The organism is Streptomyces actinomycinicus (assembly GCF_016741775.1).
GTDB classification, from domain to species: Bacteria; Actinomycetota; Actinomycetes; order Streptomycetales; family Streptomycetaceae; genus Streptomyces; species Streptomyces actinomycinicus.
On sequence record NZ_JAERRK010000001.1, the window covers coordinates 194,022 to 207,063 of the forward strand.

Below are 13,042 nucleotides of genomic sequence, written 5' to 3' on the forward strand. Positions count from 1 at the left end.
GACACGGGATAGCTTCCGTCGTGCAGAAAGCGCTTGCTAAATGGCTCACTGTACTGCCGCCGCCGGCAGCCGCCGCCACGGACCGGGCCGGGCGGCGCCCACGAAGGGGACAGACGTGACACGCAAGACGGTGCGCATCGCCATGAACGGCGTGACCGGACGCATGGGCTACCGCCAGCACCTCGTCCGCTCGATCCTCGCCCTGCGCGACCAAGGCGGCCTCGACCTCGGCGACGGCACCGTGCTCTGGCCCGAGCCGGTCCTGGTCGGCCGCCGCGAGCACGCCCTGAGGGAGATCGCCGGGCGGCACGGTCTGGAGCACTTCAGCACCGACCTCGACTCCGTCCTCGCCGACCCCACCGTCGGCATCTACTTCGACGCCCAGGCCACCAACGCCCGCGTGGAGGCCCTCACCAGGGCGATCGCCGCCGGCAAGCACGTCTACACCGAGAAGCCGACGGCCACCGGCCTCGAGGCCGCCCTGCGGCTGGCCCGGCTGGCCCGGGAGAAGGGCGTCAAGCACGGCGTCGTCCAGGACAAGCTCTTCCTGCCGGGCCTGCTCAAACTGAAACGGCTGGCCGACGGCGGCTTCTTCGGCCGTGTCCTGTCCGTCCGGGGCGAGTTCGGCTACTGGGTCTTCGAGGGCGACTGGCAACCCGCCCAGCGGCCCTCCTGGAACTACCGGGCAGAGGACGGCGGCGGCATCGTCGTCGACATGTTCCCGCACTGGGAGTACGTGCTGCACGAGCTGTTCGGACGCGTGACGTCCGTGCAGGCCCTGGCCACCACCCACGTCCCGCGGCGCTGGGACGAGAACGGCAAGCCGTACGACGCCACCGCCGACGACGCCGTCTACGGCGTCTTCGAGCTGGAGGGCGGCGCCGTCGCCCAGATCAACTCCTCCTGGGCCGTGCGCGTCCACCGCGACGAACTGGTGGAGTTCCAGGTGGACGGCACCGAGGGCTCCGCCGTGGCCGGGCTGCGCACCTGCCGGGTGCAGCACCGCTCGGCGACCCCCAAGCCCGTCTGGGACCCGGACGTCCCCGCCGGAGAGGCCTTCCGCGACCAGTGGCAGGAGGTCCCCGGCAACGGCGAGTTCGGCAACGGCTTCAAGGCCCAGTGGGAGCTGTTCCTCAAGCACGTCCACGCCGACACCCCCTACCACTGGGACCTGCTGGCCGGCGCCCGCGGAGTGCAGCTCGCCGAACTGGGCCTGAAGTCCTCCGCGGAGGGCCGCCGCATCGCCGTACCGGAGATCACGCCGTGACCCTTCGGCTCCCGTCCGCCGACGGCACCCTGCGGACCTACGAGCCCCGCACCGAACCGCCGGCCTTCCCGCCGGGCGCCCCCTTCACCTCCCGTACGGTCTACTCGGCGGCCCACGTCGTCGCCGACCCGTACGCCGACGTGTCCCCCGACGCCCCCGCCGCCGTCGACTGGGACGCCACCCTCGCCTTCCGCCGCCACCTGTGGTCCCACGGCCTCGGTGTCGCCGAGGCGATGGACACCGCCCAGCGCGGCATGGGCCTGGACTGGGCGGGCGCGGCCGAGCTGATCCGCCGGTCGGCGGCGGAGGCGCGCGGTGCGGGCGGCCGGATCGCCTGCGGAGCCGGCACCGACCAGCTCACCTGCGGCACCCTCGCCGACGTCCGCGCGGCCTACGAGGAACAGCTCGCCGTCGTCGAGGAGTCGGGTGCCCGGGCCGTCCTGATGGCCTCCCGCGCCCTGGCCGCCACGGCACGGGGCCCCGAGGACTACCTCGACGTCTACGGGCACCTCCTGCGCCAGGCCGCCGAGCCGGTGATCCTGCACTGGCTGGGCCCGGTGTTCGACCCGGCCCTGGACGGCTACTGGGGTTCGTCCGACCTGGACACGGCGACGGACACCGTCCTGGAGGTGATCAGGGCGCACCCGGACAAGGTGGACGGCATCAAGGTGTCGCTGCTGGACGCGCGGCGCGAGGTCGACCTGCGCCGCCGCCTCCCACGGGGCGTCCGCTGCTACACCGGCGACGACTTCCACTACCCCGAGCTGATCGCCGGCGACGAGCAGGGCTTCAGCCACGCCCTGCTCGGCGTCTTCGACCCGCTGGGACCGCTGGCGGCGCACGCGGTACGGGTGCTGGACACGGGCGACACGGCGGGCTTCCGCACCCTGCTGGACCCGACGGTCACGCTGGCCCGCCACCTCTTCCGGGAACCGACCCGCTTCTACAAGACGGGCGTCGTCCTCCTCGCCTGGCTCGCGGGCCACCAGTCCCACTTCACGATGGTCGGTGGCCTCCAGTCGGCCCGGTCCCTCCCGCACCTCGCCCGCGCCTACGAACTTGCCGACCGGCTGGGCCTGTTCCCCGACCCGGAGCTGGCGGAGGAGCGGATGGGGAACTTGCTCGCGGTGCACGGGGTGACCCGGTGACCGGTCTCGAACGCTTCTCGGTCAACCAGATGACGGTCAGGCAGCTGACGCTGCCCGAACTGGTCGAGGCCTGCGGCCGCCTGGGCGTCACCCACGTCGGCCTGTGGCGGGAACCGGTCGCGGCCCACGGCCTCGAGGCCACGGCCGGGCTGGTCCGCGACGCCGGCCTGACCGTGACGACGCTGTGCCGCGGCGGCTTCTTCACGGCGGCCGACCCGGGCGAGCGCGCCGCCGCCCTCGCCGACAACCGCCGCGCGATCGAGGAGGCGGCGACCCTCGGCACGGACACCCTGGTCCTGGTGTCGGGCGGCCTGCCGGCCGGCTCGAAGGACCTGCCGGGGGCGCGCGAGCGCGTCGCGGACGCGCTGGCCGAACTGGGCCCGTACGCGCAACGGCACGGCGTACGCCTCGCCATCGAGCCGCTGCACCCCATGTACGCCTCCGACCGCTGCGTGGTCTCCACCCTCGCCCAGGCCCTCGACCTCGCCGAACGCTTCCCGGCCGAGCAGGTCGGCGTCACCGTCGACACCTACCACCTCTGGTGGGACGACCAGGCGCCCCGGCAGATCGCACGGGCGGGCGCGAGCGGCCGCATCCACTCCGTCCAGCTGGCCGACTGGGCCACACCGCTCCCCGCGGGCGTCCTCAACGGCCGCGCACAGCTCGGCGACGGCTCGATCGACCTGCGCCGCTGGCTGGCCCGGGTGGCGGCCGCCGGCTACACCGGGCCCATCGAGGTCGAGCTGTTCAACGAACGCCTGTGGGCGCGGGACGGCCGGGAGGTTCTGGCCGAGACGGCGGCACGGTTCCTGGCGCATCTGGGCACCTGATCCGCCGGCCCGGAAAATCTTGGGAACCCGTGCAACCCTTCCCGCGCCCGCAGTGTCGTACCTGTCGCCGGAACCACGGGGGACCCGGGGGGAGCAGGGGTTCCGGCAGGGGAGGGGAAACCCCGAGGGGGCGTGTCCGGGCCGACGGCCGGGGGACGCCCCCTCGAAACACCGGCACCCGGCCCCCGCGCCCCGGACCGGCCCAGTCCGCGCGCCCCCGCTCGGCCCGTGCCCCCGCTCGGCCCGTGCCCCGGTTCGGCCAGTGGCCCGGTTCGGCCCGTGCCCCGGTTCGGCCAGTGGCCCGCGTCGGCGAGTGCCCCGGCTCGGTGAGTGCCCTGGACCGATGGCGGTCGAGGGGCCCGCCGTCTTCAGAGGGCGTCGACCTCCGCCGCCGTCGGATACGACTCCTGCGCCCCCCGTTTCGTCACGGCCGCCGCGCCGACCCTGGCCGCATGGGCCGCCGCGTCGGCCAGGGTGGCACCCGCGCCCAGCTTCCGGGCCAGGGCCGCGGTGAAGGCGTCGCCCGCACCGGTCGTGTCCACCGCGTCCACCTTCACCGAGGGCACCCGGGTCACCCCCGAGCCGTCGCACACCAGCGCCCCTTCCGCGCCCAGCGTCACCACCACCGAGCGCGGCCCCTTCGCCAGCAGCAACCGGGCCCAGTGCGCGGGGTCGTTGCTCACGCACGCGGCGCCGAGGACCACCCGTGCCTCGTGCTCGTTGACGATCAGCGGGTCGCAGGCCGCGAGGACCTCCGCGGGCAACTCGCGCGGCGGAGACGGGTTCAGCACGAAACGACTGCCCGGCGCCAGGGCCCGTACGGTCTCCACGACCGTCTCCAGCGGTATCTCCAGCTGCGCCGACACCACCCGGGACGCGTGGAAGAGGCTCGCGGCAGCCCGGACGTCCGAGGGCAGCAGGCGCGAGTTGGCGCCCGGAGACACCACGATGCTGTTGTCGCCGGAGGGGTCCACGGTGATCAGGGCGACGCCCGTCGGGGCGCCGCCCACCAGCACACCCACCGTGTCGACCCCGGCGGCCCGCAGCGAGTCCAGCAGCAGCCGGCCGTGGCCGTCGTCGCCGACCCGCGCCAGCAGGGCCGTACCCGCGCCGAGCCGGGCGGCGGCGACCGCCTGGTTGGCGCCCTTGCCGCCGGGGTGCACGGCCAGGTCGCCGCCGAGCACCGTCTCACCGGCGGCCGGCCGCCGCTCCACGTCGATCACCAGGTCGGCGTTGGCCGAGCCCACGACCAGGAGGTCGTACTCGTACATCAGTTGACTCCCCTGAGAGACGACCCGGGGCGGACGGCCGGCCACCGTGGGGTGCGGCCGTCCGCCGGGTCGCCCGTTGTCAGCCACCGAAGCCGGCCACGTTCTCCCTCGCGACCGCCTCCACCGGCACCTTCACCGTCGGCTCCACCTTCTCGCCCCGGTCCGCCTTCAGGACGCCCGGGGTGCCGCCGGGCGACCGGCGCCGTGGGGCAGGGTGCGGTCGAGCAGGGTGCGCAGGCCGTCCCGTGGCGCTGCGGAGCGGCCGGGCCGAAGGCGTCGGTGACGCGACCGACAAGGGCCGTCGGCTTCGGCACCGCGTGCCGGCTTAGCGTTCATCTTCAATCCATTGCAACGAACCCGAGTGAGGTCGTTGCGTTAGATGCAGAACCGTTGCAATGAAATGCCTGCCTTGAGCTGCGGCAATTCTTGATTTGTGAAGTGAGCTAGTTGCCGAGTCATGGAACGCAACGTAGCGTTTACGACATCAGAAACGACGGGCCGGAAAGGCCCGCGCTACCGATGAAGGAGCCCGCGATGCAGAAGCCCGGCCTGCCCAAGCCCGCCGTGAAGCAGTTCGACACCCCCGCCCCGGTGGCCGCCGTCCTGGACATCCCCGCCGGACGCATCCAGCTCATCGCGGCCGACCGCGGCGACACCACCGTCGAGGTCCGGCCCGCCAACGCCGCCAAGAGCCGCGACATCAAGGCCGTCGAGGAGATCGAGGTCGCCTACGGCGACGGCGTCCTGCACATCAAGGCGGCGGAGGCGAAGAACCGGCTCCTGGGCAACTCCGGATCCGTCGAGGTGACCGTCCAGCTGCCCGCCGGCTCCCGCGTCGAGGCTAAGGCGGGCGCCGCCGAGTTCCGCGGCGTCGGGCGGCTCGGCGACGTCGTCTTCGCGGGCGGCTACCGCTCGGTCAAGATCGACGAGGCCGCCAGCGCCCGCCTCGCCGCCCACGACGGCGACGTCTCGGTCGGCCGCCTGTGCGGCCCCGCGGAGATCAGCACCCAGCGGGGCGACATCCGGATCGACGAGGCCCTGCGCGGCACGATGACGCTGCGCACCCAGCAGGGGGACATCGCGGTCGATGCCGCCCCCGGCACCTCCGCCTCCCTGGACGCGCACACCGCCTACGGCCGGATCCACAACTCGCTCAAGAACACGGGTGACGCCGGCCTGACCATCCACGCCACCACCAGCCACGGCGACATCACCGCCCGCAGCCTCTAGCCCGCAGCGCGCAGCCCGCAGCCCGCAGCCCGCGGCCCGCGGCCCGTGAGCCTCCGGACCCGCGGCTCGTGCACCCCCCGCAGCTCGTCAACCTCCGGACCCGCAGCACGTGAAGAGGAGCATCCCCATGACAGGCCCGGCCATCGCGGCGAACAGCCTGCGCAAGTCCTACGGTGACAAGACCGTCCTCGACGGCATCGACCTGACCGTCCCCGAAGGGACGATCTTCTCCCTGCTCGGCCCGAACGGCGCCGGCAAGACCACCGCCGTGAAGATCCTCTCCACCCTGATCTCCCCCGACCGGTCCTCCGGCCCGGTCCACGTCGGCGGCCACGACCTCGCCACCCACCCCCAGGCGGTGCGCGCAGCGATCGGAGTCACCGGCCAGTTCTCCGCCGTCGACGGCCTGATCACCGGCGAGGAGAACATGCTCCTCATGGCCGACCTGCACCACCTGTCCAGGCGGGAGGGGCGGCGGGTGGCCGCCGAACTGCTGGAGCGGTTCGACCTGGTCGACGCGGCGAAGAAGCCCGCCTCCACCTACTCCGGTGGCATGAAGCGCCGCCTGGACATCGCCATGACCCTGGTGGGCGACCCGCGGATCATCTTCCTCGACGAGCCGACCACCGGCCTCGACCCGCGCTCCCGCCACACCATGTGGGGCATCATCCGCGAGCTGGTCTCCGACGGCGTCACCGTCTTCCTCACCACCCAGTACCTGGAGGAGGCCGACGAACTCGCGGACCGCATCGCCGTACTGCACGACGGCGTGATCGCCGCCGAAGGCACCGCCCAGGAGCTGAAGCGGATCGTCCCCGGCGGACACGTCAGGCTCCGCTTCACCGACCCGGCCGCCTACCGGTCGGCCGCGTCCGCCCTGAGCGAGGCCGTCCGCGACGAGGAGGCCCTCGCGCTGCAGCTTCCCAGCGACGGCAGCCAGCGCGCGCTGCGCTCCGTCCTCGACCGGCTGGACTCCTCCGGCATCGAAGCCGGTGAACTCACCGTGCACACCCCCGACCTCGACGACGTCTTCTTCGCCCTGACCGGTGGCGCCGACGTGCCCACGCAGCCCGCCCAGCCCGCCCAGCCCAAGGAGAACGTCCGATGAGTTCCCTCTCCCTCGCCGTGCGCGACTCGTCCACGATGCTGCGCCGCAACCTGCTCCACGCCCGGCGCTACCCGTCCCTCACCCTGAACCTCCTGCTCACACCGATCATGCTGTTGCTGCTCTTCGTCTACATCTTCGGGGACGCGATGAGCGCCGGCATCGGCGGCGGGGACCGCTCCGACTACATCGCCTACCTCGTACCCGGCCTGCTGCTGATGACCATCGGCTCCACCACGATCGGCACCGCCGTGTCCGTCTCCAACGACATGACCGAGGGCATCATCGCCCGCTTCCGCACCATGGCCGTCCACCGCGGCTCCGTGCTCATCGGGCACGTCATCGGCAGCGTCCTGCAATCCGTCCTGAGCGTCGTCCTGGTCGGCGCGGTCGGCGTGGCCATCGGCTTCCGCTCCACCGGCGCCACGGCCCTGGAGTGGCTCGCGGCATTCGGACTCGTGACGCTGTTCGCCCTGTCCCTGACCTGGATCGCCGTCGGGATGGGCCTGGTCAGCCCGAGCGCCGAGGCCGCCAGCAACAACGCGATGCCGCTGATCTTCCTCCCGCTCATCTCCAGCACCTTCGTGCCGGTCGACTCCATGCCCGGCTGGTTCCAGCCGATCGCCGAGTACCAGCCCTTCACCCCCACCATCGAGACCCTGCGCGGACTCCTGCTCGGCACCGGGATCGGCCACAACGGATGGCTCGCCCTGGCCTGGTGCGCGGCCCTCACCGCACTCGGCTACTTCTGGTCCACGTCCAGGTTCAACCGGGACCCCGAGTAGCCGCCGTGACGGCGCGGGCGACTCCCGCCGGGTCCGGTTCCGCCTGGGGCGGCGTACCCCGACACCACGTCGGAGTACGCCACCCTCTTCGTGCGTGAGGGCGTGGCCTCAGCCGGCGCCGCCCGATTCCGACGGGGATGAGGGGGCGGGGGTGCGGCCCGACCAGAAGTCGGAGTGCAGGTACGGGAGTCCTCCGGACTTCAAGGCCCGCGGGTCGAGAGGCTTGCGGGAAGGTTCGGTCACCTTGGACTCGGTGACGCACGGAGAGACCACGTCGAAGAAGGCCTGGCCCGCATAACCGAATTCGAGGCTCACCCTGAAACCGTCGGGGGCCGTGGCGTAGACCGCCGGGGCTTCCTTGTTGTTCCGCACCGAGGTGATCGTGTAGCCGTGCTTCTTCCAGTGGCGTTCGATGATGCCGAGGAAGCTGCCCCGCCGCTCGCTCGAGATGACCGTCATCACCGAACGCCGCCGCGTCACCGTGCCGGTGCCGGTGCTGTCGTTCTTGAAATCGGGGCACATGGAGGCGTTCGAAGGTCCCGGCGCGGCCTCCACGGAAGGGTGGACCGCCCCGATGAACGCGTCCAGCATTCCTTCCGCGTGATCCCCGGCCTCCTGCATGTTCATGTGACCCTCCTTCGCCGTTGATCCCTGGTGCGCCTTGCCGGTCCCGCTGTCACCGCTGCCGGTGAAGCTGCAGCCGGAAGCGAGGAACGCTGCGACCAAGAGGCCCAAGACGTGCTTCTTCATCGGTGTTCGTCCCATTTCACGTATCCGGGCCGGTTGGCGACGAGGGCGGCGATGTTCCCGGCGGACTCAGGGTCTTTCCCCGGGTTGAAGTAGTTGGAGTGCGCCGGTGTCGGCCCCTGCCCATCGATCATCGGCCGGGGCCCGTCGGCCACCTCGAAGCGTCTGGCCCCGAACGCCTCGCTTGCCGGGTCCTTCCCGAACCAGAGGTCGTCGTCTCCCTGGTCCGCGACGTCCCCGAAGACGTAGGCGCCCAGCGGACCGCCGCCGAAGAACCCGACGGTTCCCGCGACCGCTTCCTTCTTCGACGGCAGGTGACTCACCGGGTCGTTCTCCGCGGCGCCGACGAAGACGTGGTTCTTGCCGACCCCGAGATCCTCGGCCTTGTCCACGCCTGTCCCCGGGCTGCCCAGAAGGATGATGTCGTCGGCCCCCGGGATGCCTCCCGGCTCCTGCGTCGCCGCGCCGACCAGGCGGGAACCGTAGGAATGCCCGATCGCCACGAGGTGCGGATCCTTGTGGTCGTTGGTCGCCGCGAGCCCTGCCATGAACGAGTTGTAGGCCGGTGCGCCCTTCTTCGCGTCGTCGGCAGACATGACATCAGTGTCGGATGCCAGTGTGGGGAGATCGCCGGGCATGGAAAGCTGAGGTGCGTCGTAGCCCAGCCACACGATCGACGCGCTGGAAGGGTCGTACTTCCGTGCACCGACCGCCGTGTCATGCGCTCGCCTCAGATCGTTCCTGGCGAAGTCCGTGTCCAGGGCGGTACCGAGTCCGGGCACGTACGCGGATACGTTCCGGGACGTGTCAGGGTTCCCGTACGAGACGACGGCCCGCCCCCGCCCCTCGTGGCCGACCCCGAGCAGGTACATGGGCGGCTCGCCGACGTTCGTGAGCTGTGCCGCGGCATTCTCCTGAAGCTGCTGCCGAATGCTCTTGAGCGCGTCCAGCTGCGTCTTCGCCTTTTCACCGTCCTCGCCCGAGAGTCTGCCGATGAGGGTGTCCAGGTTCTCCCGGTTCACCTCGTCGCGCACGGCGGACGGGATGCCGTCCAGGTTGCCGATGAACTCGGGGAACGCCCTCTTGTACTCGTCCCGCTCCTCGTCACTGAGGCCGTCCCACCATTCCTTGCGCTCGGCGGGCGACTTGTCCAGGGGAATGTGGTCGCGGATGTAGTCCAGCGCGGCCGTGCCGACCGTGTCCGAGTCCCTGCCGACGTCCACCCAGGTCCTGGCGTCGACGGTCAGCCCGGGAGCGGCCTTCAGTTTCTTCAGCGCGGAGCTGTACCGGCTGTCGATCTCGGCCGCGTCCCGGAGAGCGCGCGCGATGCGGTTGGCGATGTCCTGCGCCTTGGCCTGGTGCGGGTTGGGATGGATGAAGCCGGAGGTGTCGGGCCCCAGCCCGCGGCCGTGGTACATGCCGTCGTTCCCGATGGCCGTGCCCCCGGGGATCTCCTGCCCGGTCAGCTCGTTCTTCCCGTCGGCGGGAAAGGCGACGCTGCCGTCCGTGTGGACGGTGTACGACAGGGCTTTCGCGTCCTCCAGCGCTTGGAGCACCTGGCGTCGAGGCGTGGTGATCTCCGTCGAGAAGCCGTTGAGCGCTCCACTGATCAGCCCGCATTCGAGCTGTACGTAGTGGAAGTTCTCGGACAGCTGGCGGAGCTTCTTCTGCGCGGCGTCGGCCGCTTCGCCCTCGTTGGCGTCGCGGAGGGCCTTGGTGATCTCCTTGTCGACACGCTCCCTGGCGGCATCGGCAGCGTCACTGATCGTGCGGTAACCGTCCGCGGCTTCCGCGTACTCCGACGGCTTGATCGTCTGCAGCGTCTTGAGGTCCACGAGGGTACGTCACCGGCCCTTGCCCGGGCCGCCGGCGTCGGAGCCCTTCTCGGAGCCGGCCTTGAGTCCGGCGATCTCCTCTTTGACGGCCTGGTCCGTCCGCAACTGGTCGTGGCCTGTCTTGTTCAGCACGTCGGCCAGACCGTGACACAGCTCGCTGATGTCGGTGACCCGGCGATCCCATGAGTCGTAGACACCCTTCTGGGCAGCCGCAGTGAGGCATCCCGACTGGTCGCCGAGGCCCGTCTGACCTTGCTGCAACTTCGTCAACGCCTTGCCCAGACCGTCCCGCAGCGAGCCGACCCCCTCGCCGGCCGCGGACCACGCTGCCTTGTCGGACCGGAGCTTGCCCTGGGCCTTGCCGCCACCCCCGCCCGGCCCCGTCGGCAGCTGGTCGAGCCGCATGTGCGCGCCGTGCCGATCGGCAGCGGCCGCCTTGAGCTGCTCCCACTCCTCCCACGCCACGCGCAGTCCCCCGGGTGTCTCGGACGCCGCCGCACCAGTGGGTCCGGCGGTGATGATCCAGTAGTCGGGGAAGAAGCTATCTCGCGGGCGTCCGTGGGCCATCCGTATCCGGTCTCACCGGCCCATGAGTACAGGTACTCATACGGCTTTCAGCCACCTGCCGGACACCGGCCGGTACGTGCGGCGGCGGGACGGTGCGGGGGGCTCTGCACGCCGCCCCCCAGTTCGCACCACACGAACTTGCCCCGGTCCCCGAACCGGGCCGACGGCTGCCACCCCCAGTGGTCCGCGCACGCCACGACCAGTCCCAGACCCCGGCCCTCCTCCGACTCCACGGCCTGTCCCAACGGCCGCGGCGGCTCCGGCGGGGAGGGGTCGGTGTCCCAGGCCCCGATCCACACCACCCCCTCCGCCGTACGCCGCACCCGCAGTGCCGCCGGGCCCTTGGTGTGCCGTACGGCGTTGGAGACCAGCTCCGCGGCGAGGAGTTCGGCGGTGTCCACGAGTCCGATCAGGCCGTGCATCATCAGGATCAGACGCAGGGTCCTACGGCACACGGTCACCGCTCTCAGGTCATTGGGGATGTAGAGCGTGTAGTCCCACGTCTCGTTCTCGGGCATGCGACATCAACTCCGTTCAGCGGCATGGGATTTCGCACGCGGTGGCATTGCCGCGGCCGCCGTGGCAGGACGACGCGGTGCGCTTCCGCTGCGTGTGCGGCAGGTCACTGACGGTAGGGCTTACCTGTAATGCTGAGCAAGTCGATCGCGTAATCTGACCCCGAACGAGCCGCATCGGCGGACGTGTTGAACCAGGGAGCGACCATGGTCCTGCGGCGCGAACCCACAGCCCGTCAGATGCGCCTGGGGCTGGAGCTGCGCAGGCTCCGGGAAGCCGCCGGGCTCACCGCCGTCCAGGCGGCAGGGCTGCTCGGGGTGAGCCGAGTCCACATCAGCCAGATCGAAGCCGGCGTCACGGGCGTGAGCGAGCAGCGACTGCGCCGCCTCGCCTCTCACTACTCCTGCACGGATGAGGGTTTCATCGACGCCCTGGTCACCATGGCCACTGACCGCAGGAGCGGCTGGTGGGAGGAGTACCGAGGGCTGCTCCCCACGTCCTTCCTGGATCTGGCGGAGCTGGATCACTACGCCACGTTCCAGCGGGATGTGGCCATTCTGTACGTCCCCGGCCTCCTGCAGACCGAGGACTACGCCCGGGCGGTCTTCTCCTCCCGCATTCCCGAACTCACCGACGAGGAACGCGAGCTGCGGGTCCGTCACAGGCTGACCCGGCAGAACGAGGCGACGTTCCCGCACGAGATCGTGATCCACGAGTCGGCCCTGCGCATGCGGGTCGGTGATCGTGCCGCGATGCGTGCCCAACTCGAGCGGCTCCTCGACGTATCCGAGGCGGACCGCATCACGCTGCGTGTCATCCCCTTCGACCTGGACGGATTCGCCAGGGCCTCAAGCACGATGACGTACGTCGGAGGACAGGTGCCGAAGCTGGACACGGTCGCGCGCGACGCACCTCATGGCGCACTCCTGATCGATTCGGAAGCCCAGCTCAACACCTATCGAACGCGCTTCCGTAAGGTAGAAGCCGTATCGCTCGAACTCGCCCCATCGCGTGACTTCATCCACCGGATGACGAAGGAGCTGTGAGGCATTCCATGGACACCTGGCGCAAGTCGTCCTACTCCGGCGAGGGCGACGGAAACAACTGTGTGGAAGTCGCCACCACCCCCACCCGCACAGCCGTCCGCGACTCCAAAACCCCCGCCCGGGCTCCCCTCACCTTCGCCGCCCCCGCCTTCGTCGCCTTCCTCGAGGCCCTGAAGGGGCAAGCCGGCCCGCGTCGGTGAGCGCTCAGGGCCAGAAGGCGATCGCGAGGCCCACCAGCGTGCTCAGGGCGATCACGCCGCCGAATATCCCCGCGGCGACGGCGATCTTCACGGCGGTGGGCCGGAGTTCGCGCCAGCCCAGGTCCTCGGCCGCGGCCCGGATCAGACGGTGGCCGTCGGCGGACGAGAAGCGGTAGCGCTGGGTGCCGTCCGTGCTTCTGCTGGTGGTGACGTACACGCTCCGGCCCGTGGACACCCTCTTGCCCACGCGCCGCCCGCCGGGACCGACGTCGTAGGCGTGAACGACGTCCGTCATCGTGAACGTCTTCTCGTGCGGGCGCAGCGCCACGCGGTACGTGTGCACCTGCGGCCGCGGGCCGGAGACGTTCACGGTCAGGTCGAAGCCCTGCCCGGTCCGCCGCATCCGGTACGCCGTGCCCGCGGTGACCGCCTCTATGCGGGCCTGCAACTCCTGGACCGGTCCTGCGCTGTCGCCATCCCTCACGGGCACGCACA

The 13,042-nt window shown here is 71.0% G+C and carries 14 protein-coding genes; 8 read left to right on the forward strand and 6 right to left on the reverse strand.

Annotated features, from left to right (window positions below):
* Positions 1–115: 115 nt before the first annotated feature.
* The 3 genes from JK359_RS00900 to JK359_RS00910 are packed head-to-tail and all read left to right on the forward strand — an operon-like array spanning position 116 to position 3,245.
* Complete coding sequence (locus JK359_RS00900; protein WP_201830564.1) at positions 116–1,267, forward strand: Gfo/Idh/MocA family protein; 1,152 nt, start codon at positions 116–118, stop codon at positions 1,265–1,267.
* The gene (locus JK359_RS00905) at positions 1,264–2,415 is read left to right on the forward strand and encodes a dihydrodipicolinate synthase family protein (RefSeq protein WP_201830566.1); all 1,152 of its coding nucleotides are present in this window, start codon (positions 1,264–1,266) and stop codon (positions 2,413–2,415) included. Before JK359_RS00900 ends, JK359_RS00905 begins: the two co-directional genes overlap by 4 nt.
* Positions 2,412–3,245, forward strand: coding sequence for a sugar phosphate isomerase/epimerase family protein (locus tag JK359_RS00910; RefSeq protein WP_307787918.1), 834 nt, complete (start codon positions 2,412–2,414; stop codon positions 3,243–3,245). The genes JK359_RS00905 and JK359_RS00910 overlap by 4 nt, the downstream gene beginning before the upstream one ends.
* A 368-nt stretch (positions 3,246–3,613) precedes the next feature.
* Here the strand turns inward: JK359_RS00910 and JK359_RS00915 are convergent, their stop codons facing one another.
* On the reverse strand, positions 3,614–4,516 hold the full coding sequence (locus JK359_RS00915; protein ID WP_201830568.1) for a ribokinase: 903 nt from the start codon (positions 4,514–4,516) through the stop codon (positions 3,614–3,616).
* 564 nt (positions 4,517–5,080) lie between these two features.
* On the opposite strand from JK359_RS00915, the gene JK359_RS00920 reads away from it, so the two are divergent.
* The 3 genes from JK359_RS00920 to JK359_RS00930 all read left to right on the forward strand — a co-directional run bounded on the left by JK359_RS00920 (position 5,081) and on the right by JK359_RS00930 (position 7,636).
* Positions 5,081–5,746: a DUF4097 family beta strand repeat-containing protein gene (locus tag JK359_RS00920; protein ID WP_201831635.1), complete on the forward strand. Its 666-nt coding sequence runs from the start codon at positions 5,081–5,083 to the stop codon at positions 5,744–5,746.
* A 127-nt stretch (positions 5,747–5,873) separates the two neighbouring features.
* Positions 5,874–6,854 carry an ATP-binding cassette domain-containing protein gene (locus tag JK359_RS00925; protein ID WP_201830575.1) on the forward strand — a complete coding sequence of 327 codons (981 nt, stop codon included), beginning with the start codon at positions 5,874–5,876 and terminating at the stop codon, positions 6,852–6,854.
* Complete coding sequence (locus tag JK359_RS00930; RefSeq protein ID WP_201830577.1) at positions 6,851–7,636, forward strand: ABC transporter permease; 786 nt, start codon at positions 6,851–6,853, stop codon at positions 7,634–7,636. Before JK359_RS00925 ends, JK359_RS00930 begins: the two co-directional genes overlap by 4 nt.
* A 108-nt stretch (positions 7,637–7,744) precedes the next feature.
* On the opposite strand, the gene JK359_RS00935 is transcribed toward JK359_RS00930, so the two are convergent.
* From JK359_RS00935 to JK359_RS00950, 4 genes are all read right to left on the reverse strand, one after another.
* Positions 7,745–8,263 carry a hypothetical protein gene (locus tag JK359_RS00935; RefSeq protein ID WP_201830583.1) on the reverse strand — a complete coding sequence of 173 codons (519 nt, stop codon included), beginning with the start codon at positions 8,261–8,263 and terminating at the stop codon, positions 7,745–7,747.
* A gap of 119 nt (positions 8,264–8,382) precedes the next feature.
* Entirely contained in the window at positions 8,383–10,218 is a 1,836-nt protein-coding gene (locus JK359_RS00940) for an alpha/beta hydrolase (protein ID WP_201830584.1), read from the reverse strand.
* Between the two features lie 9 nt (positions 10,219–10,227).
* Positions 10,228–10,785 (reverse strand): hypothetical protein, encoded by a 558-nt coding sequence (locus JK359_RS00945; RefSeq protein WP_372445330.1) that lies wholly within the window; start codon positions 10,783–10,785, stop codon positions 10,228–10,230.
* A 47-nt stretch (positions 10,786–10,832) separates the two neighbouring features.
* Entirely contained in the window at positions 10,833–11,303 is a 471-nt protein-coding gene (locus JK359_RS00950; protein WP_236677112.1) for an ATP-binding protein, read from the reverse strand.
* Positions 11,304–11,507: 204 nt separating this feature from the next.
* Between JK359_RS00950 and JK359_RS00955 the strand changes: the two genes are divergently transcribed.
* Positions 11,508–12,347, forward strand: a complete 840-nt coding sequence (locus JK359_RS00955; protein ID WP_201830585.1) for a helix-turn-helix domain-containing protein — start codon at positions 11,508–11,510, stop codon at positions 12,345–12,347.
* Between the two features lie 8 nt (positions 12,348–12,355).
* Positions 12,356–12,547 carry a DUF397 domain-containing protein gene (locus tag JK359_RS00960; RefSeq protein WP_201830586.1) on the forward strand — a complete coding sequence of 64 codons (192 nt, stop codon included), beginning with the start codon at positions 12,356–12,358 and terminating at the stop codon, positions 12,545–12,547.
* Positions 12,548–12,551: 4 nt separating this feature from the next.
* On the opposite strand, the gene JK359_RS00965 is transcribed toward JK359_RS00960, so the two are convergent.
* Positions 12,552–13,031, reverse strand: coding sequence for a hypothetical protein (locus tag JK359_RS00965; RefSeq protein ID WP_201830587.1), 480 nt, complete (start codon positions 13,029–13,031; stop codon positions 12,552–12,554).
* Positions 13,032–13,042: the final 11 nt, after the last annotated feature.

Bases quoted from the DNA above. Each gene is read 5' to 3' on its own strand.
- JK359_RS00915 (WP_201830568.1), bottom strand. From the start codon at position 4,516: ATGTACGAGTACGACCTCCTGGTCGTGGGCTCGGCCAACGCCGACCTG.
- JK359_RS00925 (WP_201830575.1), top strand. From the start codon at position 5,874: ATGACAGGCCCGGCCATCGCGGCGAACAGCCTGCGCAAGTCCTACGGT.
- JK359_RS00930 (WP_201830577.1), top strand. From the start codon at position 6,851: ATGAGTTCCCTCTCCCTCGCCGTGCGCGACTCGTCCACGATGCTGCGC.
- JK359_RS00935 (WP_201830583.1), bottom strand. From the start codon at position 8,263: ATGAACATGCAGGAGGCCGGGGATCACGCGGAAGGAATGCTGGACGCG.
- JK359_RS00945 (WP_372445330.1), bottom strand. From the start codon at position 10,785: ATGGCCCACGGACGCCCGCGAGATAGCTTCTTCCCCGACTACTGGATC.
- JK359_RS00950 (WP_236677112.1), bottom strand. From the start codon at position 11,303: ATGCCCGAGAACGAGACGTGGGACTACACGCTCTACATCCCCAATGAC.
- JK359_RS00955 (WP_201830585.1), top strand. From the start codon at position 11,508: ATGGTCCTGCGGCGCGAACCCACAGCCCGTCAGATGCGCCTGGGGCTG.
- JK359_RS00960 (WP_201830586.1), top strand. From the start codon at position 12,356: ATGGACACCTGGCGCAAGTCGTCCTACTCCGGCGAGGGCGACGGAAAC.